Raw genomic sequence first — 22,204 nt, forward strand, 5'->3', positions numbered from 1 at the left:
GCTAATCCCGCTGGATAATTTCGCGGTTTCTGTCGACCGGTTAGCGTCGCCCTCGGTGCAAGAGAAACTTGCCTAGAGGGAAATCATGAAAACCAGGAACAACACCAAGACCCGGCATGAGCTGGGTGACAGCGTATTCGGCTGGATGGATCAGGACGGCGATATCTCGCCTTACCGGACATTCGTGGGGGCGGCGCCCGCCCAGCGCTTCGTCGGCAGCTTTGACGAGTACGATACCGTCAACTACCAGAACTCCACGGCCGGCGTGACTGTGAACCTCAATACCGGCATCGGCTCCGGCGGCCATGCCCAAGGCGACAGTTATATTGGCATCGACAATATCCAGGGCAGCCATTTCGATGACGTGCTGACCGGCGATGGTCTGGACAATGCCATCTACGGCATGGGCGGCAACGACCTGATCCAGGGTCTGCAGGCCGCGGATTATCTGGATGGCGGCACCGGTGTCGATACGGTGAGCTATGCTGCCTCCAATGAGCGGGTCGTCATCAATCTGGATGGGGCAAACCAGATTGGCGGCCATGCGCAGGGCGATGTTCTTGTGAATTTCGAGAATGTCACCGGCAGCAGCTTCAGTGATATCCTGACCGGCAACAGCGGCGCCAATGTCCTTAATGGCGGCAGCGGTGACGATAAGCTGAACGGCGGCGCCGGTAATGATCACATCGATGGTGGCAGCGGTATCGACACGATCGATTATTTCGACGCGACGGATGCTCTCTATGTCGATCTTGGCGGGGGCTTTGGCTTCAACATCCAAGGCCATGACACCCTCGTCAATATCGAGAATGTCCGCGGATCATATCGAGGCGATACGATATATGGCAGCACAGGTGACAACGACATCCAGGGCATGGATGGCGATGATGTCATCTATGGAGAAGGCGGTCACGACACGCTGCATGGCGGCGCTGGCAATGATATCTATCACTTCCGCCGTGGCCCAAGCAGTGCCGTTGTCCACGAGACGGGTAGCGATACCAATGACAATCTGCATTTCAGGGACATGTCGATCAATGATCTGATCCAGAGCCGCTCTGGTAACGATCTCTGGATCACGAATGGCAGCAGCGGTCTGGTCGTGATCGTGGTTGGCCAGTTTGCTGCCGGCAGCGGCAAGATCGAGTGGATTCACACCAATGAAGGTTACTCGGCACCAATCTCGGGGCTGGTTGATGCTATGGCTGGTTACGCCCCGGCCTCGATGGGTGAGGGCAGTGGCTCCTTCCTCGATCCGGAAACCCAGTCGCCGATGCTCGCGGCTGCGGTTTAAGGTCTCAGAAATTGAACCTGAAAGCCCGGCCGCAAGGCCGGGCTTTTTCCATGAATGACGTCGAAGACTCTGAACTTTCTACACATATTATTATCGTAAGTGGGGCTGGCGGTTAGGTCCAAAAGGCTAACTCTGTCGAGTCAGTGCCGGGTATGGATGTGCTTGCTAGCGTTTCAGGTGGTGCAAGAAAATCCATCAAGGACAGACCCATGAAAACCAAGGGCAACGACAAGATCCTGAATACGCCAGCCGGAGATGCAGCGGAATGGCAGGGATCGCTTGAGAATTACTATGAACCATTTCCCGGCTTCTTCGTGGCTGAAGCCTTTGCCGAATCCTTCGTCGGCAGCGAATTCAGCTATGAAACCGTCTCCTATCAGGAATCCACCGCAGGTGTGACCGTGAACCTGGCCACGGGCGTCGGCTCTGGCGGCTATGCGGATGGCGACACGTATGTCGCAATCGACAGCGTCTACGGCAGCAGCTTCGACGATGTACTGATCGGCAACGATCTGGACAATGCGATCCATGGTCGCGGCGGCGACGACATGCTGTATGGCGGTGGCGGCAACGACACGCTGTTCGGCGGCACTGGCGCCGACTACATGAACGGTGGCGATGGCGAAGATACCGCCGATTATTCGAATAACGCCGGTCCAGTCTACATCAATCTGGCCGGTCTGGGTTTCGGCAGCGATCCCTTCGATCTCTCCCTCGCGGATACCTACTTCAGTGTGGAAAACCTGCGCGGGTCTAGCATGGGAGATACTCTTGAGGGCACCATTGGCAACAATGTCATCCGGGGCGAAGGCGGCGCCGATATCATTGAAGGCAAAGCCGGCAACGATACCTTGTATGGCGGCGATGGTGACGACACCCTGCGCGGCGGTGCCGACAATGACACGTTGATCGGCGGCCAGGGCACCGATTATATGGATGGCGGTACTGGCAACGACGCCGTGGATTACTCAGGCAATCTGGGTCCTGTGTATGTCGATCTGGGCGCCGGCTTCGGATTTGGCGACGACTTCGACGCGTCCATCATCGACACCTATGCCAATATCGAAAACATCCGCGGATCGAATATGGGGGATACGCTGCGTGGCAGCGGTGTAGCCAACATCATTCGGGGTGAAGGTGGGGCCGACGCCATCTATGGCGGTGGCGGTAATGATACCCTGCATGGGGGTACTGGCAACGATGTCTATTATTTCCAGAGCGGTGCCGCCCAGGTGACGGTCTTCGAAACCGGCAATGACCTGAACGATGTGATGAATTTCCGGGAAATCTCCATCAATGACCTGACGCAGTCCCGGGTTGGCAACGATCTGCTGATCACGCATACGAGCGGCCTGTCCGTGCGCGTGGTGGATCAGTTCACCGCCGGCGCAGGACATATCGAGAGAATCCAGACCAACGAAGGCAGTTCGGCCCCGATCTCCAGCCTGATCGGCATGATGGCCAGCTTTGCTCCAGTCTTCATGGGTGGAGGCAGCAGCCTGTTCAGCGATACGGAGGTCTCTTCGCCGCTTCTTGCGGCTCCGGTCTGACATCATTCGGTGTTGCCTCCTGAAAGCCCGGCCGAAAGGCCGGGCTTTTTTAATGCGATACCAAGGAGGATGGGCATCGCTTGCCGGATTTTCGGACGAGAAATCCGGATTTTAGGTAAGCACTTTGAAGTCGCCAGCATGGACGGGCTTGTTAACATCGTAGGCACGGTGCAAGCCCATCTGTCAGAAGGACCGATCCATGAAGAAGAACAGCAACACCAAGAACTGGAGCCTGTCGGCCGAGCTTGAACTGGATTTGCAGGACCAGGCGCAGAATTTCTCCCAGCCTTTTCCTGGCTATTATGTGGCGGAAGCCTTCGCCGAGAATTTCGTCGGCGATTTTTATGACTATCAATCCGTCGACTATAAGAATTCCACGGCCGGCGTGAATGTGAATCTGACGACCGGTGTTGGTTCCGGCGGTTATGCCCAGGGCGATACCTATTACGAAATCGAACACATTTACGGCAGCAACTACGACGACGTGCTGACCGGCAATGCCTACGACAATGTAATCTACGGGAAGGGCGGTAACGACCTGATCCAGGGCATGACCACGGGTGATTACCTGGATGGCGGCACCGGCTTCGACACCGCGAGCTACGCTGCTTCCAACGCGGGCGTTGTTGTCAACCTGGCGAACTCTGGGGGGCAGTACGGCGGGCACGCCCAGGGAGACATTCTTGTTAGTATCGAGGGCCTGACCGGCAGCGCCTTCAGCGACAGTCTCACCGGTAATAGCGGATTCAATGTTCTTGACGGCGGCAATGGCCGTGACTTCCTCAACGGCGGGGCCGGCGATGACGTGCTGTTCGGCGGTGCGGGTGATGATGAGCTGACTGGAGGTGCTGGCGAAGACTATCTCGATGGAGGCAGTGGCATCGATCTCGTGAATTATTCGTCCAACACGACCGGCGTATCGGTCTACCTGGGTAATGGTTTTGGCTATGACGGGAGTAGTTACGACTCCTATGACAGCATTGAGAATGTCCGCGGCACCAATTTCGGCGATACGCTGTATGGCAGCAGTGGCAACAACTCGATCTGGGGTGAAGGCGGCAACGATACCATCTACGGGAATGGTGGGCGCGATGCACTATATGCTGGAGCTGGCTATGACAGGATTCTTGGCGGCGATGGCGTAGAGTATATGGATGGTGGCGCCGATGCCGACATAGTGGACTACTCGCTGGCGACAATGGGCGTGACGATCGATATCGGGACTGGGACGGGGTTGGCGGGTGCCGCTGCCGGTGACGTGTTCGTCAACATTGAGATATTCCAAGGCACCAATTTTGCCGACAATTTCTATGGCAGCTCCGGCAATGATGACATTCGTGCCGGCGATGGCGACGATCTGATCATCGGTCGGGATGGACATGACTGGCTATACGGCGGTGCCGGAAATGACTTTTTCGTTGCTGGCCTGGGAAGCGATTTCCACAGCGGCGACGCAGGATCGGACACGATCGACTATTCTGCCGCCACAGAAGGTTTTTATTATCTTGATTTGAATGTGATCGATGTTCCGCAGGAGGACATTGCCAGCGGTTCAAGCTTCTCCGGCATCGGTGGTGGTGGGGCCATTGCAGAGGGCGATTTCCTATCCGGTATTGAGAATGTCATCGCGACCGCCTACGACGACAGCATATATGGAAATGCCGAGGCCAATACTTTCATTGGAGGCGATGGGCAGGATTTTCTGTGGGGCCGAGAAGGTGATGATATCTTGGATGGCGGTCAGGGCAATGATCTGCTGGCTGGCGGCACAGGCCGCGATCGTCTGGATGGCGGAGATGGTATAGATACCGTGGCATATTTCGAGGCCACTGGTGGGGTGTCGATCGACCTGATCACGGGTCTTGGCCAAGGAGACGAGGCCGAGGGCGATATCCTGACAGGGATCGAGAATGTGATCGGGTCGGCATACGACGATCTCATCATGGGCAACGCGGGTGGAAATTCAATCCAAGGCGGGGCTGGCTCCGACCATATCCATGGGCTGGGAGGGAACGATTATCTCGCCGGAGGTATTGGCGACGACTCGTATTACTTCAGCGACTCTCTCGTGACGAACGCCACGGTTGAAGACAGTTATGGAAACGATGCCGTCCACTTCCGCGGCATATCCATTGCAGACCTGAATCAGGCCCGGGTCGGCGATGATCTGCATATTACTCATGCTTCCGGGGTGAACGTGGTCGTTGTTGGTCAGTTCGCTGGCGATGGACGCGGTATCGAGACGATCTACACGATGGAGGGCGCTTCGGCACCCATCTCCGGCCTGATCGGCGCCATGGCATGCTTTGCCCCGGCGTCGATGGGTGAGGGCGGCCTCCCGCTGTCCTTCTTGCATCCGGAGATGCACTCCCCGATCCTCGCGGCCGCTGTTTAGGCGGTTTGCACGGGAGTTCGGGAAGCCCGGCCGAAAGGCCGGGCTTTTCTTTTTTGACTGCTCACAAAGGCGGTGTTTCAGGCAAGAAATCCGGATTTCCAGCATGCATTTTGTAGGTCTCCGGCATGAGCGGGCTTGTTAGCGTCATCAGGTGGTGCAAGGACAACCGATCAGAAGGACTGGAATGGAATGACCACCAAGAAAAAGAATGCGACCGGCCATGAGATTGAAATGACGGACTCCGGGCGGGATGCGGCCGCAGCGGCTCCCGGCTTCTGGGTCGATCTCGGGTATTACATCGGCGAGGCATCCGCCGAACAAATCGTTGGCATGGCAGACGTCTCCGACACGGTGGATTACGAATCCTCGACTGCCGGCGTGAATGTGAACCTGACGACGAATGTCGGTTCGGGCGGTTATGCCCAGGGCGACACCTATGTCAGCTTCGAGAATGTTTATGGCAGCAGCTATGGCGACGTACTGACCGGCAATGCCGGATTCAACTGGCTTGTTGGCAGAAACGGCAACGATGTGCTCGAAGGCCTTGGCGGTGCGGACCGTCTGGACGGTGGGACCGGCATCGATACGGTCAGCTATGCCGGTTCCGATGCCCGTGTGGTTGTCAGTCTGCAGAATTCGGGTGCACAAAGCGGCGGGCATGCCCAGGGCGACGTTCTGATTTCAATTGAGAACGTTACCGGCAGTGTTTTTGGTGACACTATTATTGGCAATGTCGGGGCCAATGTCCTCGATGGTGGTGATGGCGACGATCGGCTGTTTGGTGACCGTGGTGACGATACACTGCTCGGTGGTGCCGGCAGCGATACTCTGACCGGCGGCGTCGGAAGTGATTATATCGATGGCGGAGCGGGCACTGACACGGTCAGTTGCAGTGCATCTGCCGGTCCTGTCATTGTCGATCTCAATGCCGCCTTCACGTATAGCGCGGACCTCGGCTATGACACCGTACTTAATGTCGAGAATGTCGTCGGCTCCGACTACGGAGACATTATTTATGGTACCAGCGGCGTCAATGTCATCTCTTCCCTGGGCGGCAATGACGTCATTCATGGAATGGGCGGTAGCGGCGACACCCTCATGGGCGGCTTGGGGAATGACGACTATCGCTTTGCCGCCGGCAGCAGCCATTACAACATCATCGAAGAGGGGAATGACACGAACGACACCCTCAACTTCGGCAATCTGTCGATCAACGACCTGACCCAGACCCGGGTCGGCAACAGCCTGATGATCACGCATACCAGCGGGCTGTCGGTTGTCGTCCACGATCAGTTCCTCGCCGGTGCCGGCCGTGTCGAAAGGATCAGCACCGTTGAAGGATATTCCGCACCCATCTCCGGCCTGATCGGCGCCATGGCAAGCTTTGCCCCGGAGCCGATGGGCGAGGGCGGCCTCCCGCTGTCCTCCTTGCATCCGGAGATGCACTCCCCGATCCTCGCGGCGGCCGTCTAACCGCTTCGCGTGGCATTCGGGAAGCCCGGCCGAAAGGCCGGGCTTTTCTTTTTGGAAATAGCTGAATTTTCTGGGTTTTTTGATTTGCCGGGCGGGGTGCGGAAAACCGCCCAAAAGCCTCGCGCCGTCGTTTTGACCGTGCTATAGACTGCGCCTTCGCGCCGGCCCCGGTGCGGGGCGCGGGCGTGGTGGAACTGGTAGACACGCAGGATTTAGGTTCCTGTGCCGCAAGGCGTGTGGGTTCAAGTCCCTCCGCCCGCACCAGCTCCCCGCCGCTGGCACACGATATTCTTAAGATAGAGACAGGTAATTCGGTCATGCAGATCACGGAAATCAGCGCCTCCGGCCTGAAGCGCGAATACAAGGTGGTTATCAACGCCGCCGCGCTGGAAAGCACCGTCAACCAGAAGCTGGAAACCATTCGCGGCCAGGTGAACATGCCGGGCTTCCGCCCGGGCAAGGCGCCCGCCGCACTGGTGAAGAAGCAGTATGGCCGCGCCCTGCTGGGCGAGGCGATGGAAGAGTCGGTGAACAACGCACTGCAGAAGACGCTGGAAGAGAAGAACCTGCGTCCGGCGCTGCAGCCCAAGGTCGACATCCAGTCCTTCGAAGAGGGCAAGGATTTCGAATGCACCATCGCCATCGAAGTGCTGCCGGAAATCCCGGCGGGCGACTACAAGAGCATCAAGCTCGAGCGTCTGGTCGTTGAACCGGCCGAGACCGAAGTCGACGAATTCCTGAAGCGCCTGTCCGAGCAGCAGAAGACCTATGAAAAGGTCGAGCGCGCCTCGGCTGACGGTGACCAGGTCGTGATCGATTTCTCGGGCAGCGTCGGCGGCGTGAAGTTCGATGGCGGCACCGCCACCGATTATCCGCTGGTGCTGGGCTCGAAGACCTTCATCCCGGGCTTTGAAGAGCAGCTCATCGGCCTGAAGGCCGGCGATGCCAAGACCGTCACCGTCACCTTCCCGGACAATTACGGCAATGCCGAGCTGTCGGGCAAGCCGGCGGAATTCGCCTGCACCATGAAGGAAGTCCGCGGCGGCCAGGCGGTCGTGCTGGATGACGAAATGGCCAAGCGTTTCGGCCTGCAGTCGCTGCAGGAGCTGAAGGACAACGTGAAGCGCGACCTGGGCCAGGAATACAAGAGCCTGTCGCGCATGAAGCTGAAGCGCGGCCTGCTGGATCAGCTGGCCGAGCAGAACAGCTTCGATGTGCCGGATGGCATGGTCGACATGGAGTTCCAGCAGATCTGGGGCGAGATCAGTGCCGACAAGGCTCGTCTCGAAGCCGAGCTGGCCGAAGAGAAGAAGACCGAAGACGAGCTGAAGACCGAGTATCGCAAGATCGCCGAGCGCCGCATCCGTCTCGGCCTGCTGCTGTCGGAAGTCGGCCGCGCCAACAACATCGAAGTGAAGCCGGAAGAAGTCACCCGCGCCATGATCGAGCAGGCCCGCCGTTTCCCGGGCCAGGAGCGTCAGGTGATGGAATACTTCCAGAAGAACCCGGAAGCCGCCAACAGCCTGCGTGCCCCGATCTTCGAGGACAAGGTGGTCGACTTCATTCTCGAGATGGCCACCGTGACCGACAAGCCGGTCACCAAGGAAGAACTGCAGAAGGAGGTCGAGGCGGTCGCCTGATCCGTCCGATCTTTTCGCAAGAGCTTGAAACGCCGGGGCATGCCCCGGCGTTTTTCATTTTGGGCCTTCCACCATCCGCCACAGATCGGGATAGGTCTTGGTGAAGCCGTTCGACGCCAGTTCGAGGACGGCTTCGTAGGGACCGGACGGCGAGACATACTTGTAGCGCGTCGCCTCCAGGCATTCGTAATGCTGGGGCAGGGCGGTCAGGGCGGTCTCGCCCAGGTCGAACCAGGCGACCGTCATGTCGGTGGCCTGACCCGGCTGGAGGGCGGCGCGGCGCAGCTGCTGCAGGTTGGTCGCCGGGGTGAAGCCGAAATCCAGATCGACCAGATGGCCCAGGCCGACCGGACGGCCGTCGAGGCGCCAGCCCTCCGCTGCGCGTTCGATCAGATGATCGAACGGCCGGTCACCCAGGTATCCCTGCACGATCCCGCGCCGCGATTCCCATGCCGCGTCAATCTCGACGGCGTAATTGACGCAGGCGGGCCCGGCATCATGGCGGAATACGGCAGTACCGCGAAGCAGCCAGCCTTCCGCGCCGTGGCGGGTCAGGCAGGCGGCATCATGGCCCGGCGTGTACAGACACTCCCAGAATGCGGAATCGGCCATCGCAGCCTCCCAAAGCCTCGGAATGGGCTAACAGGGTGCCGGCGGGGCGAGTTCCCGGGCCCAGGTTGCAGACCAAGTTACTGGCCCCCAGCCATTGAAGGACGGGGAGGTCTGCGCCACATTAAGGGAACAGATTTCTCCGTTGCAGGGCGCGTCATGGAAAAGATGGTCGATACGTACATGAACATGCTGGTTCCGATGGTGGTCGAGCAGACCAACCGGGGCGAGCGGTCCTACGACATCTATTCCAGACTGCTGAAAGAGCGCATCATCTTCATGGTCGGCCCGGTGAATGACGCCGTGGCTTCGCTGGTGACTGCCCAGCTGCTGTTCCTGGAAGCCGAGAATCCGAACAAGGAAATCTCGCTCTATATCAACAGCCCCGGCGGTCTGGTGACGGCTGGCATGGCGATCTACGACACCATGCAGTATATCCGCCCGAAGATTTCGACCCTGTGCATCGGCCAGGCCGCCTCGATGGGCTCGCTGCTGCTGGCGGCGGGCGAAAAGGGCATGCGCTTCTGCCTGCCGAACGCGCGGGTGATGATCCACCAGCCGTCCGGCGGCTTCCAGGGCCAGGCTTCGGACATCGAAATCCATGCCCAGGAAATCCTCAACCTGCGCAATCGCCTGAACGCCATCTACGCCAAGCATACCGGCCAGGATGTGGACAAGATTGAAAACGCCATGGAGCGCGACCGCTTCATGACCCCCACCGAGGCGAAGACCTTCGGCCTGGTGGATGAAGTGGTGGACCGCCGCGCTGAGCCCACGACCAAGAAGTAACCCGCGGGTTCTATGGGGAGCGGCGGCTTCCGGTGCCGGGCGGCACCGGTTTTTGCCGTTATCTCAAATGCTTGGCCGGCAGACCCGCCTGTCGCCGCGGCAGCGGACGTTAAATCATCGTAACGTGACCCTTTTCCGGGGTTTCTGTGGAGCCAAACCGGCCCTATCTCCGTTGTGTGACGGGCGGTCGTTCCTTATGATGTTGATTCGATGGAATAGGGGCCTGCGTCGCCCGACGCCGGCCCGCTCAGTGGAGCAGGTATGACTAAATTGAGCGGCGGTGACTCCAAGAATACGTTGTACTGCTCGTTCTGCGGCAAGAGCCAGCACGAGGTGCGCAAGCTCATCGCCGGTCCGACGGTGTTCATCTGCGACGAGTGCGTCGAGCTCTGCATGGATATCATCCGTGAAGAGCACAAATCTGCCCTGGTGAAGACCCGGGACGGCGTGCCCACCCCCCAGGAAATCTGCCGCGTGCTGGACGATTACGTGATCGGCCAGAACCACGCCAAGAAGGTTCTCTCGGTCGCGGTCCACAACCACTACAAGCGCATCGGCCACGGCGGCAAGAACAACGACGTCGAGCTGGCCAAGTCGAACATCCTGCTGGTCGGCCCCACGGGCTGCGGCAAGACGCTGCTGGCCCAGACGCTGGCCCGCATCCTGGAAGTGCCCTTCACCATGGCCGATGCCACCACGCTGACCGAAGCCGGTTACGTGGGCGAGGACGTGGAAAACATCATCCTGAAGCTGCTGCAGTCGGCCGACTACAATGTCGAGCGCGCACAGCGCGGCATCGTTTATATCGACGAAGTCGACAAGATCAGCCGCAAGTCCGACAACCCGTCGATCACCCGCGACGTGTCGGGTGAAGGCGTGCAGCAGGCCCTGCTGAAGATCATGGAAGGCACGGTTGCCTCCGTGCCGCCGCAGGGCGGCCGCAAGCACCCGCAGCAGGAATTCCTGCAGGTCGACACCACCAACATCCTGTTCATCTGCGGCGGCGCCTTCGCCGGCCTGGAAAAGATCATCGCCGGTCGCGGCAAGGGCACGTCCATCGGCTTCGGTGCCGAAGTGCGCGGTCCCGACGAGCGTCGCTCCGGTGAAATCCTGGCCGAGGTCGAGCCTGACGATCTGCTCAAGTTCGGCCTGATCCCGGAATTCATCGGTCGTCTGCCGGTGATCGCCACCCTGAACGATCTGGACGAGCCGGCGCTGGTCGACATCCTGACCAAGCCGAAGAATGCCCTGATCAAGCAGTACCAGCGCCTGTTCGAGATGGAAGACGTCAAGCTGACCTTCTCCGAGGAGGCCGTCGGCGCGGTCGCCCGCAAGGCGATCGCCCGCAAGACTGGCGCCCGTGGCCTGCGCTCGATCCTGGAAGCCATCCTGCTCGATCCGATGTTCGATCTGCCGAACATGAACGGTGTCGAGGAAGTGGTGATTGCCCCCGACGTGGTCGAGGGCCGGGCCAAGCCGCTGCTGATCTACGCCGACCGCAAGCAGGAAGACGTCAGCGCCTAGGCGCTACACCAGATATGGACTGCCTCGGCATTAACCCTGTTGATAAGTTGCGGGCCGTGTTTACTCGCGTGGCGACCTGTCATGGTCCATGACAGGAAAAGGCTCGTAGAATCCGTGCAGTAGGGCGCGCCGACGCCGATCGTCCTGTGGCTTGCGGAAACCGTCTTCGTGGTCGGCCAACGTGTCCCCGGTCACAAGCCGCATGAATCGCTGAGAGTTTTCCCCACCGGACCTTATCTCAGCATGACGGCAGCCGGGCTGTTGGCCGGATCAGCGGCAAAGCCTCGCTGAATGCGGATTGCAAAGCCCGGTCCGGCTGGCTCGGACATTGCGCAATGCCAGCTCTACAATGCCTTTAGGTTGCGACTCGGGTTGTGTCATCGGTAAGCCTTTATGCCGTTTGTTGCAGGGACCGTGCCTTGACGGACCTTGCCGGAATTCCCATCTTAATTGCCATCAGGCGGCAAACCGGACGCCTTTTCCAGGCCTCCCCCACAGCCGTCCTTCAGGATGAAGCCACGCATGTTTACATCGCCCCGCGCCCAAGTTTTCCCTGTCCTGCCGCTGCGGGACATCGTCGTGTTCCCGCACATGATCGTGCCGCTCTTTGTCGGTCGCGAGAAGTCTGTGCGGGCCCTCGAGGATGTCATGAAGGACGACAAGCAGATTCTGCTCGTCGCCCAGAAGAACGCCGGTCAGGACAACCCCAGCGCTGAAGACATTCACAGCGTCGGCACCATCGCCTCGGTGCTGCAGCTGCTGCGCCTGCCCGATGGCACCGTGAAGGTGCTGGTCGAGGGCAGCCAGCGCGCCAAGATCACCAAGTTCAACGAGAACCCCGACTTCTTCCAGGTCCAGGCCGAGGTCGTGAGCGATGACACCGGTGAAGGCCGCGAGATCGAAGCGCTGTCGCGTTCGGTGATCAACCAGTTCGAACAGTATGTGAAACTGAACCGCAAGATTCCGCCCGAGGTTCTGGTTTCGCTGAACCAGATCGACGATGCATCCAAGCTGGCCGATACGGTCGCCTCGCATCTGACCATCAAGATCAGCGACAAGCAGGAACTGCTGGAAATCTCCAACGTGGTGGAACGCCTCGAGCGCGTCTACGCCATGATGGAGGGCGAGATCGGCGTGCTGCAGGTCGAAAAGAAGATCCGCTCGCGCGTGAAGCGCCAGATGGAGAAGACCCAGCGCGAGTATTATCTGAACGAACAGCTCAAAGCGATCCAGAAGGAGCTGGGCGAGGGCGAGGACGGCCGCGATGAGGTGGCCGAGATCGAGCTGCGCATCAAGAAGACCCGCCTCAGCAAGGAAGCCCGTGAAAAGGCCGTTGCCGAGGTGAAGAAGCTGCGCTCGATGAGCCCGATGTCGGCCGAAGCGACCGTCATCCGCAATTACCTCGACTGGCTGCTGTCGATCCCGTGGGGCAAGCGTAGCAAGGTCAAGAAAGACATCAAGAACGCCGAAAAGGTGTTGAACGACGACCATTACGGCCTGGAGAAGGTCAAGGAGCGTATCCTTGAGTATCTCGCCGTGCAGCAGCGCTCGGGCAAGCTGAAGGGCCCGATCCTCTGCCTCGTCGGTCCGCCGGGCGTTGGCAAGACCTCGCTGGGCAAGTCGATCGCCAAGTCGACCGGCCGCAACTTCGTGCGCGTGTCGCTCGGCGGCGTGCGCGACGAAGCCGAAATCCGCGGTCACCGCCGCACCTACATCGGTTCGATGCCTGGCAAGGTCGTGCAGTCGATGAAGAAGGCGAAGGCCAACAACCCGCTCTTCCTGCTCGATGAGATCGACAAGATGGGCCAGGACTTCCGCGGCGATCCGTCCTCGGCGCTGCTGGAAGTGCTCGACCCCGAGCAGAACAGCACCTTCAGCGATCACTATCTTGAGGTCGACTACGATCTCTCCGACGTGATGTTCATCTGCACGGCCAACAGCCTGCGTATGCCGCAGCCGCTGCTTGATCGCATGGAGATCATCCGCATCCCCGGCTACACCGAGGATGAGAAGATCGAGATCGCAAAGCGTCACCTGATCGACAAGCAGATCGAAGCTGCTGGCCTGAAGAAGGGCGAGTGGTCGATCGCCGACGAGGCGCTGCGCGACCTGGTCCGCTATTACACCCGCGAGGCCGGCGTGCGTTCGCTGGAGCGCGAACTGGCTAACCTGGCCCGCAAGGCGGTCAAGGAAATCCTGTCCAAGGGTGTGAAGTCGGTAAAGGTCACCTCGAAGAACCTCGACAAGTATGCCGGCGTGCGTCGCCATCGCTACGGCGAGGCGGAGCTGGAGGATCTGGTCGGTACGGTTACCGGCCTGGCCTGGACTGAAGTGGGCGGCGAGCTGCTGTCGATCGAGTCCGTCATGCTGCCCGGCAAGGGCCGCATGACCATCACCGGCAAGCTCGGCGAAGTGATGCAGGAATCCGTGCAGGCGGCCCGGTCCTATGTCCGGTCCCGCGCGGTGTCCTTCGGCATCAAGCCGCCGATCTTCGACAAGCGCGATATCCACGTCCACGTGCCGGAGGGTGCGACCCCCAAGGACGGCCCCTCGGCGGGCGTGGGCATGGTCACCTCGATCGTCTCGGTACTGACGGGTATTCCGGTCCGCAAGGACGTCGCCATGACCGGCGAAGTCACCCTGCGCGGCCGCGTTCTCCCCATCGGCGGCCTCAAGGAGAAGCTCCTGGCGGCCCATCGGGGCGGGATCAAGAAGGTTTTGATCCCCAAGGAGAACGAAAAGGACCTGGTCGAGATACCCGACAACGTCAAAAAAGGCCTCGAGATCGTCCCGGTGGCGACCTGCGAGGAGGTTCTCAAGCACGCTTTAGTGGCGGAATTGAAACCAATTGAGTGGAACGACGTTGACGATCTGAACAAACCTGCGGTCGTCGAGCCGGAAGCGGAAGGCGATCGTGAGGGCATGGTCAAACATTGACCGTCAGAGCGGTTCGGAGGACGCCAGCGTGAACAAACAGGACCTGATGGCCCAGGTGCGGGATAGTGCCGGCCTCAGCAAGGAACAGGCCGAACGGGCCGTGGAATCGGTCTTCGAGCTCATCACCGAAGCGCTCCGCCGGGGCGACGAGGTGAGGATCGTGGGCTTTGGCAGCTTCTTCGTGGGCACCCGGGCTGCCAGCCCGGGCCGCAACCCCAGGACGGGCGAGCGGATCGATCTGCCCCCGACCAAGCAGCCCAAGTTCCGGGCCGGCAAGACCCTGAAGGAAGCCGTCGGCTAAAGCCCGGCGGGTTCTTTCTGCCCCCATCCATCAGGGCCGCGTCTCCTCCGGGAGGCGCGGCCCTTTGCTGTTCGGCCCCTTTGCTTTCCGGGCCTGCCCCCGGCACTATCCTCAGATACCGGAGCAAATCCGGATGGGATGGAAACGCTGGCCCCAGGGCAAACCGATGGGCGTGGATTATCAGAACCTGATTCTGGATTACCGGCGCTCGCCCGATCAGGACGCGGCAGCGCCCGTGACGCATCCCGTCGTCGTTGTCGGTGCGGGGCCAGTGGGCCTGACGTTTGCCATCGACCTTGCCCAGCGCGGCGTGCCGGTCGTGCTGCTGGACGACAGCAACAGGCTCTCCACCGGCTCGCGTGCCATCTGCTTCGCCAAGCGCTCGCTGGAAATTTTTGATCGGCTCGGCTGCGGCCAGCGGCTGGTCGACAAGGGCGTGTCGTGGAATCTGGGTAAGGTCTATTTCCGCGATGACCTGGCCTACAGTTTCAACCTGCTGCCCGAAAGCGGGCACCGGCGCCCGGCCTTCATCAATCTCCAGCAGTATTACGTCGAAGGCTATCTGACCGATCACGCAGCCGCGCTGCCCGGCCTGGACATCCGCTGGCTCAACAAGGCGGTTGGCGTGAGGCCCGCGGGCGATCACACCGAACTCGAGATTGATACGCCGGAGGGGCGTTATTGCCTGCGGGCACAGTATGTCGTCGCCTGTGATGGCGCGCGCAGTGCCGTGCGCAGCCTGATGGGACTGGAAAGCAGGGGACGCGTCTTTAGTGACCGCTTCCTGATTGCCGATGTGAAGATGACGGCGGCCTTTCCGACCGAACGCTGGTTCTGGTTCGACCCGCCATTTCATCGCCAGCAGTCCGTGCTGCTGCATCGGCAACCTGATGATGTCTGGCGCATCGATTTCCAGCTGGGCCGCGATGCCGATCCGGAGGCCGAGAAGACCCCTGAGCGCGTCATCCCGCGCATCAAGGCGCTGCTGGGAGAGGGCGTGGATTTCACCCTGGAATGGGTCAGCGTCTATACCTTCGCCTGTTCGCGCATGGAGCGTTTCCGTCATGGCGGCGTGCTGTTCGCTGGCGACAGCGCCCATGGTGTTTCGCCCTTTGGTGCGCGCGGGGCCAACGGCGGCATCCAGGATGCCGACAATCTGGCCTGGAAACTGGCAATGGTTCTGGCCGGTGATGCACCGGATGCTCTGCTTGATTCTTATGCGATTGAGCGTGAATACGCCGCGGATGAAAACATCCTGAATTCAACCCGGGCCACTGACTTCATTTCCCCGACCAGCAGGGTCAGTCGCGTCTTCCGTGATGCCACGCTGCACCTTGCGAAGGATCATGCCTTTGCGCGTCGGCTGGTAAACAGCGGCCGGCTGTCGGTACCGGCCATGCTGAAGACCTCGCCGCTTAATACTCCCGATGTCGATGCCTTCGCAGGCCCGATGATTCCGGGCGCACCGTCTGCCGATGCGCCTTTGCGCGTCGATGGCCGCGATACATGGCTCCTCGCGCAGCTTGGTCACGGTTTCATGCTTTTGCAGTTCGGCGGCGATGTGATCGCCGATGCGCCGGTGCCCGTCTTGCACGTCACGCCGGAGATGGATGCCGAGGGCCTGCTGTGGCAGCGCTTCGATGCGCGCGCGGGCACGGTTTACCTGCTGCGGCCCGACCAGCATGTCTGCGCCCGCTGGCGCCGTTACGATGCATCCTCCGTGCGCGCCGCTTTGCAGCGCGCCACCGGATACTGAGAGGCTATCATGCCATTGAACACTGATTCCGCCATAGCCGAGCCCGATGAGTTCTATGCGGCCCTGATCGACATGCATCGTGGCCTGACGCCGGAGCAGAGTGAGATGGCCAATGCGCGGCTGATTCTGCTGCTGGCCAACCACATCGGCGATCTGGATGTGCTGAAAGAGGCGCTGGGCCAGGCCCGCGCCGGTACCGTCTGAAGAAACAGGAGTTGCTCCATGTCTACCAAACCAGCCTTTGCCTCCACCGCCGATACCGAAGAGAAGGTCGTCTCCTTCACGCAGTTGGGCGAGGGGCTCTATGCCTTCACTGCCCAGGGTGATCCCAATACCGGGGTGATCATCGGCGATGACGGTGTGATGGTGATCGACACCCAGGCAACGCCGAAGATGGCGGGACAGGTGATCGACTACATCCGCAAGGTGACCGACAAGCCGATCAAGTATGTGCTGCTGACGCACTATCATGCCGTGCGCGTGCTGGGTGCTTCCGCCTACAAGCCCGAACAGGTGCTGGCCTCGGAGGCCACGCACAGCCTGATCGTCGAGCGTGGCAAGGAAGACTGGGATTCGGAATACGGCCGCTTCCCGCGCCTGTTCCAGGCTGCCGAAAGCATTCCCGGCCTGACCTGGCCGACCATGACCTTCCCGCAGAAATTCACCCTCTACATGGGCAAGCGCCGCGTCGAGATCATGCATCTGGGCCGTGGCCATACCGCCGGCGACACGGTGGCCTGGGTACCCGATGCCGGCGTGCTGTTCTCGGGCGACCTGGTCGAATACCACTCGGCCTGCTATTGCGGCGATGCGCATTTCAAGGACTGGCCGCGCACGCTCGACAAGATCACCGACTTCAATGCCAAGGCGCTGGTGCCCGGCCGCGGCGATGCGCTGGTCAATCCCAAGGAAGTGGGCGACGGCCTGCAGCTCACTCGCGACTTCCTGACGACGCTCTACGGCTCGGTCTCGGAATCAGCCGCGAAGGGCTTGGCCCTGAAGGAGGCGTTTGATCGCTGCAACGACGCCATGCGGCCGCGCTTTGGCAACTTCGCCATTTTCGAGCATTGCCAGCCCTTCAATGTGGCGCGCGCCTATGACGAGGCCCTGGGGCTGGATCACCCGCGCATCTGGACGGCCGAGCGCGACATCCAGATGTGGGCCAGCCTCAATCAGTAACGCCTAAAGCATTTCCAGGGGCTGGGCCTTGCCCGGCGGCGGAAAGGCCTTGTCCAGCGCGGCCAGGTCTTTGGCCGTCAGCGTCACATCCAGCGATGCACGGTTGTCGCGCACATGCTGCTCGGCGGTGGCCTTCGGGATGGCGATTACGCCTTTCTGCCGCAGCAGCCAAGCCAACGCCACCTGCGCCGGTGTGGCCTTGTGGCGGGCGGCGATCTCCACCAGCGTCTTGTCCTTCAGAATCCGGCCCTGCTCAATGGGTGAATAGGCCATGACCGGCATGCCCTGCTTCTGGCTGGCCGGCAACAGGTCGTATTCGATGCCGCGCCGGGTGAGGTTGTAGAGTACCTGATTGGTGGTGCAGCTCTTGCCCTGCGGCAGTTTGTGCAGCGCCTGCATGTCACGCATGTCGAGATTGCTGACGCCCCAGTGGCGAATCTTGCCGGCGGCTTTCAGGTCATCGAAGGCAGCGACCGTGTCGGCCAGTGGATGCGAGCCGCGCCAGTGCAGCAGATACAGGTCGATGCGGTCGGTGCTCAGCCGCTTCAGGCTGCGCTCGCAGGCCTGCACGGTACCGCGCCGGCTGGCGTTACCGGGCAGCACCTTGCTGACCAGGAAGATCTCGTCGCGCCGGCCCTTGATTGCCTCGCCGGTCAGGCTCTCGGCCGCGCCGTCGGCATACATCTCGGCGGTGTCGATCAGCGTCATGCCGAGATCGATGCCGAGTTTCAGCGCGTTGATTTCGGCGCTGCGCAGCTTCGGCTGCTCGGCCATGTTCCAGGTGCCCTGGCCAAGCGCCGGGATGCGCTCGCCCGAGGGCAGGGTAACGGTGGGAATAGCAGATGCCTTCATGACGTGCTCCAGGGAAAGAGGCGCGTATGAAGGCAGGCTATCGGCCAATCTCCCTAAAAGGAAGGGGCAGCCCTAAAGGGCAGAGTCGCGCTTGTCGATATGGTTGGGCACCATCTTGCCGCGGATGTATTTCTTCACGATCGTATCATCGGCCGGATAGTTCTGGGGCTGCATGGTGGTCATATGCGCCAGGACACATTTCCATGCGCCATTCTCCAGAAGATAGGTGTCGACATAATAACTCATGCCGGTCACTTCGGCACCGTCGCGGATGCGGATCGACTTGTTGACGGAATAAACGAAGGCGACATTGCCGAAGATCGAAATCTTCTCGTTGCGATAATCCCAGTAGATGATGACATCGGGATCAAAGCCGGTCGCCCAGGATTTGAGATAATCCTTGCGGTTCATGCGCAGACCGCTCTGGGTCAGGCATTCGAAGCGCTCATGGATGATCGCATCATGCGATGGGACATCGTTGGTGACGAAGTTGTGAATGAATCTCGCATTCAGGGTCTGCAGGGCAGACAGGGCGTCGTTGCTCATGTGGCTTTCCCGGGGATGAAGGATCCCGGGTATCGCAGGCAACGGTGGTGACGACAATTACATTGCAGGTAAGCGTTCCGGTGCGGAGCGGATAAATTGGTACAGTTTATGAACCAGACAGTGGTTCCCACGGTGGCTACAACGATCCCTTCCATAATGATGCTCCACATAGGCGCAGCATCCACACCGTCAGGGCGGCCGAAACATCATGTCTGTGAAGTATTCCAACATTACCGAAACCATCGGCCGTACGCCGATTGTGCGGATATCCAAGCTTGCCCCGGCGCATGTCAACCTCTACGTGAAACTGGAAGCCTTCAACCCGATGGGGTCGGTGAAGGATCGCCTCGCCCTTGGCGTGATCGAAGAGGCGGAGCGGACCGGCAAGCTGGTGCCGGGCCAGACGGTGATCGAGGCGACCAGCGGCAATACCGGCATCGGGCTGGCCATGGTCTGCGCCCAGCGCGGCTATCCGCTGGTGATCGTGATGGCCGAGAATTTCAGCGTGGAGCGGCGCAAGCTGATGCGCTTTCTCGGCGCCAAGGTGGTGCTGACGCCGGCATCCGAACGCGGCAGCGGCATGCTGGCCAAAGCCCGGGAGCTGGCGGATGCGCATGGCTGGTTCATGCCGCGGCAGTTCGAGACCGAAGTGAACGCCGATACCCATTCGCGCACCACGGCCATCGAGATCATCGATGCCTTCCGTTCTGAGCGGCTGGATTACTGGGTCACCGGCGTCGGCACCGGCGGTACGCTGAAGGGCGTGGCCCGCGTGCTATGGCAGGAGCGGCCCGATACGAAGGTGATCGTCTGCGAACCGGATAATTCACCGATGCTGGGCAGCGGCGTGGCGCAGCCATGGACAGCAGATGGTCTGCCTGCCGGTGCGCATCCGGCCTTCCGGCCGCATCTGATGCAGGGCTGGAGCCCGGATTTCATCCCGAAGCTGGCGGAAGACGTGATGGCCGCCAAGCTGATCAGCCAGATCATCCCGATCAATGGCGGGCAGGCCCTGCGTATGGCGCAGGCGCTGGCCACGCAGGAGGGAATATTCACGGGCATCAGTGGTGGCGCCACGCTGGTCGGCGCGCTGGAGGTTTGCCAGCAGGCAGCACCCGGCAGCACCATCCTGTGCATGCTGCCTGACACGGGGGAACGCTACCTCAGCACGCCGCTGTTTGCCGATGTGCCGGCCGACATGACGGAGGAAGAAACGCGGATCGCGAAGTCGACGCCGAATTTCCGTTTCGATGTCCCACCCGCGCCGCCGCCGGCTGCAACGGCAACGGCAGAGCCGCCGCCGGTCCGTCGTGAGGCTGCCGATTTCGTGGTGCAGACCGTCGGCAATGCGGCCGAGCCGGTGGTGATGTTCGCCCTCGAATGGTGCGAGTTCTGCTGGTCGGCGCGGAAGATGTTCTCCCACCTCGGTATTCCCTACCGTTCGGTCGATATCGATTCGGTCGCCTACCAGAAAGATAACTGGGGCGGCGACGTGCGGGTGGCGCTCAATGCGAAAACCGGGTTCAAGACGATCCCGCAGATCTTCGTCGGTGGGGAATTCATTGGCGGCAGCACCGATCTTTTCGATGCCTACAAGGCAGGAAAGCTGCAGGCATGCCTGCGTCGGGCCAATGTGGCGTTCGAGGAATTGCCGGGCCTGGACCCGTATTCCTTCCTGCCCTCATGGCTGCAGACGCGCTCGCGCTGAAGAAGGGCGCGCTGAAGAAGGGCACGCTGAAGAAGGGCACGCCGGGGAAGGGAAATGGTGGGCGGTGACGGGATCGAACCGCCGGCCACCTCGGTGTAAAATTACCCAGTAAATTCATGTGGTTTCCGTAAGCTTCCCGCAATTCCAGAAAAATTATTTGTTTCAATAGTTTATAGAATAGAGGGAAAATACGAGAAGTTTCGGGAAATAGGATTCTCGCCGGTTTTGTCGCCAAATTGTCGCCAAATCCGGAGCCTGCCATGTCTAAGAATCGTAGCTTTTCAACCGAAGCTGATCTCGTCCGCCTTAAAGCCGAGAACGGCAAAGACACCCTTTATTCCGACGCTCGTACACCTGGATTGCGGGTCAGAGTCGCGGCCAGGACGGGGCGCAAAACGTTTGTTTATGAATATCGCCCTGCGGGAGCCGTAAGCCCCACGAAGCGTGTACTGAAAGATGTGCAATCGCTGAAGGACGCGCGGGCGCGGGTCATCGAAATTAAAGCCGAGCATCAAAAAGGTGCTGATCCGCTCTCGCCACCACCTGCCAAAATCACTGTCCGATTCATTGCCGAACAGTATCGCGCCATTAGGAAGCCGCGTGATTACGACCTCTGGGTCATCGATAATCGTATTTTGCCCCATTTCGGTGACCGGGATGCGATGAGCATCAAGACATTTGAGGTCAGCAAATGGCATGCCGGCGTTACCAAAAAGGTTCGCATAAAAGACGAGGCGGGAAAGATTGTCGGCACCCAGCAAGTTCTCGCGCCTCAGACGGCTGACCGTAGCCTCGACACCTTCAAAGCCATGATGAATTGGGCCGAGCGGCAAGAGTTCAAGCCTCGCCATACTAATCCTTGCGAGTTTGTAAAGCGTAACTACACGCAGCTTGATACTGAGCGAGAGTACGAATGGGAAGACGACGAGCTGGCACGTTTAGCAGGCGTGTTAAATTCCTACGAGAAGGCAGCGCTTGAGGCCCATAGCATGGGACATTACGTGGTTTCTGTCCGTAAGAAAGACGGAACTGTGGCTGAGCATTTGCCAGGTGCGTGGTCAATCCTCGCAATCTGGTTCTTGGTCACAACGGGCGTACGTAAAAACGAAGCGTTGAAACTTCGGTGGGATCAAATCAAAGAAGAACATGGGGTGATAGAATGGGCGCGTAATAGCCGGCGTCGTGAGACCAAAGTTATTGGTGGCGGCGAGCGGGTGATGTTGCGGGCAATCACTGCGCCACTTGCTAATATTATACAGAAGCTCAAATCAATTCGCGTCGTTGGCAATCCATATGTCTTTGTGGGCGACAATCGGTGCGATCACCTTAAGGCGATAAACAGGGTTTGGGATCGGATTCGTGACGAAGCTGGATTAAAAAAGAACAATGGAAATAAGCCGCGACTTCACGATCTCCGCCACTGCTATGGCCAACTAGCGGCTGAAGCAGGGTTGCATGAAAAGCAAATCATGGCTCTGATGGGGCATTCAACGACCCGTATGAGCGCACGTTACTCGAAGTATGGTCGTAAGGCGCGTGCAGCTCTAGCAGAGTCGGTTGCAAGCCATATTACTGGTAAAATGCTCGGTGAGAAAGGTTAGAGCTAGTGAGGGGCGCGGGGTATGGTGCTACTCAGTAGAGAAGTTGATAT

The 22,204-nt window shown here is 60.0% G+C and carries 17 protein-coding genes and 1 tRNA gene; 15 read left to right on the plus strand and 3 right to left on the minus strand.

From position 1 onward, the window contains the following. The first annotated feature begins 85 nt into the window (after positions 1-85). The 6 genes from AC1RRE_RS09405 (at position 86) to tig (ending at position 8,352) form a co-directional block, all read left to right on the plus strand. On the plus strand, positions 86-1,294 hold the full coding sequence (locus AC1RRE_RS09405; RefSeq protein ID WP_492980867.1) for a calcium-binding protein: 1,209 nt from the start codon (positions 86-88) through the stop codon (positions 1,292-1,294). A 209-nt stretch (positions 1,295-1,503) separates the two neighbouring features. Further along, complete coding sequence (locus tag AC1RRE_RS09410) at positions 1,504-2,844, plus strand: calcium-binding protein (protein ID WP_492980868.1); 1,341 nt, start codon at positions 1,504-1,506, stop codon at positions 2,842-2,844. Positions 2,845-3,043: 199 nt separating this feature from the next. Then, positions 3,044-5,239: a calcium-binding protein gene (locus tag AC1RRE_RS09415; protein WP_492980869.1), complete on the plus strand. Its 2,196-nt coding sequence runs from the start codon at positions 3,044-3,046 to the stop codon at positions 5,237-5,239. A 189-nt stretch (positions 5,240-5,428) separates the two neighbouring features. After that, positions 5,429-6,712: a calcium-binding protein gene (locus AC1RRE_RS09420; protein ID WP_492980870.1), complete on the plus strand. Its 1,284-nt coding sequence runs from the start codon at positions 5,429-5,431 to the stop codon at positions 6,710-6,712. A 179-nt stretch (positions 6,713-6,891) separates the two neighbouring features. Continuing rightward, a tRNA-Leu gene (locus AC1RRE_RS09425) sits at positions 6,892-6,976 on the plus strand. 53 nt (positions 6,977-7,029) lie between these two features. Then, positions 7,030-8,352 (plus strand): trigger factor, encoded by a 1,323-nt coding sequence (gene tig / locus AC1RRE_RS09430; protein WP_492980871.1) that lies wholly within the window; start codon positions 7,030-7,032, stop codon positions 8,350-8,352. 54 nt (positions 8,353-8,406) lie between these two features. Here the strand turns inward: tig and AC1RRE_RS09435 are convergent, their stop codons facing one another. Further along, complete coding sequence (locus AC1RRE_RS09435) at positions 8,407-8,964, minus strand: putative glycolipid-binding domain-containing protein (protein WP_492980872.1); 558 nt, start codon at positions 8,962-8,964, stop codon at positions 8,407-8,409. Positions 8,965-9,129: 165 nt separating this feature from the next. Between AC1RRE_RS09435 and clpP the strand changes: the two genes are divergently transcribed. The 7 genes from clpP to AC1RRE_RS09470 all read left to right on the plus strand — a co-directional run bounded on the left by clpP (position 9,130) and on the right by AC1RRE_RS09470 (position 17,447). Next, entirely contained in the window at positions 9,130-9,750 is a 621-nt protein-coding gene (clpP, locus tag AC1RRE_RS09440) for an ATP-dependent Clp endopeptidase proteolytic subunit ClpP (RefSeq protein WP_492981347.1), read from the plus strand. Positions 9,751-10,011: 261 nt separating this feature from the next. After that, the gene (clpX, locus tag AC1RRE_RS09445) at positions 10,012-11,274 is read left to right on the plus strand and encodes an ATP-dependent Clp protease ATP-binding subunit ClpX (RefSeq protein WP_492980873.1); all 1,263 of its coding nucleotides are present in this window, start codon (positions 10,012-10,014) and stop codon (positions 11,272-11,274) included. Between the two features lie 522 nt (positions 11,275-11,796). Then, positions 11,797-14,211, plus strand: a complete 2,415-nt coding sequence (gene lon / locus AC1RRE_RS09450) for an endopeptidase La (protein ID WP_492980874.1) — start codon at positions 11,797-11,799, stop codon at positions 14,209-14,211. Positions 14,212-14,239: 28 nt separating this feature from the next. Then, a complete protein-coding gene (locus AC1RRE_RS09455; protein ID WP_492980875.1) occupies positions 14,240-14,512 on the plus strand; it encodes an HU family DNA-binding protein in 273 nt (90 codons plus the stop codon). A gap of 133 nt (positions 14,513-14,645) precedes the next feature. Further along, positions 14,646-16,268: an FAD-dependent oxidoreductase gene (locus AC1RRE_RS09460; protein ID WP_492980876.1), complete on the plus strand. Its 1,623-nt coding sequence runs from the start codon at positions 14,646-14,648 to the stop codon at positions 16,266-16,268. 9 nt (positions 16,269-16,277) lie between these two features. Continuing rightward, on the plus strand, positions 16,278-16,472 hold the full coding sequence (locus AC1RRE_RS09465; RefSeq protein ID WP_492980877.1) for a DUF2783 domain-containing protein: 195 nt from the start codon (positions 16,278-16,280) through the stop codon (positions 16,470-16,472). A gap of 18 nt (positions 16,473-16,490) precedes the next feature. Continuing rightward, positions 16,491-17,447 (plus strand): MBL fold metallo-hydrolase, encoded by a 957-nt coding sequence (locus tag AC1RRE_RS09470; protein ID WP_492980878.1) that lies wholly within the window; start codon positions 16,491-16,493, stop codon positions 17,445-17,447. Between the two features lie 3 nt (positions 17,448-17,450). Here AC1RRE_RS09470 and AC1RRE_RS09475 read toward each other — a convergent pair whose 3' ends face one another. Then, entirely contained in the window at positions 17,451-18,299 is an 849-nt protein-coding gene (locus AC1RRE_RS09475; protein ID WP_492980879.1) for an aldo/keto reductase, read from the minus strand. Positions 18,300-18,371: 72 nt separating this feature from the next. After that, on the minus strand, positions 18,372-18,845 hold the full coding sequence (locus tag AC1RRE_RS09480; protein ID WP_492980880.1) for a nuclear transport factor 2 family protein: 474 nt from the start codon (positions 18,843-18,845) through the stop codon (positions 18,372-18,374). Positions 18,846-19,053: 208 nt separating this feature from the next. Between AC1RRE_RS09480 and AC1RRE_RS09485 the strand changes: the two genes are divergently transcribed. Continuing rightward, a complete protein-coding gene (locus AC1RRE_RS09485) occupies positions 19,054-20,553 on the plus strand; it encodes a pyridoxal-phosphate dependent enzyme (RefSeq protein ID WP_492980881.1) in 1,500 nt (499 codons plus the stop codon). 260 nt (positions 20,554-20,813) lie between these two features. Next, positions 20,814-22,154 (plus strand): site-specific integrase, encoded by a 1,341-nt coding sequence (locus AC1RRE_RS09490; protein ID WP_492980882.1) that lies wholly within the window; start codon positions 20,814-20,816, stop codon positions 22,152-22,154. The last annotated feature ends 50 nt before the right edge of the window (positions 22,155-22,204 follow it).

This window comes from Ferrovibrio sp. GW821-FHT12D07 (genome assembly GCF_058807275.1).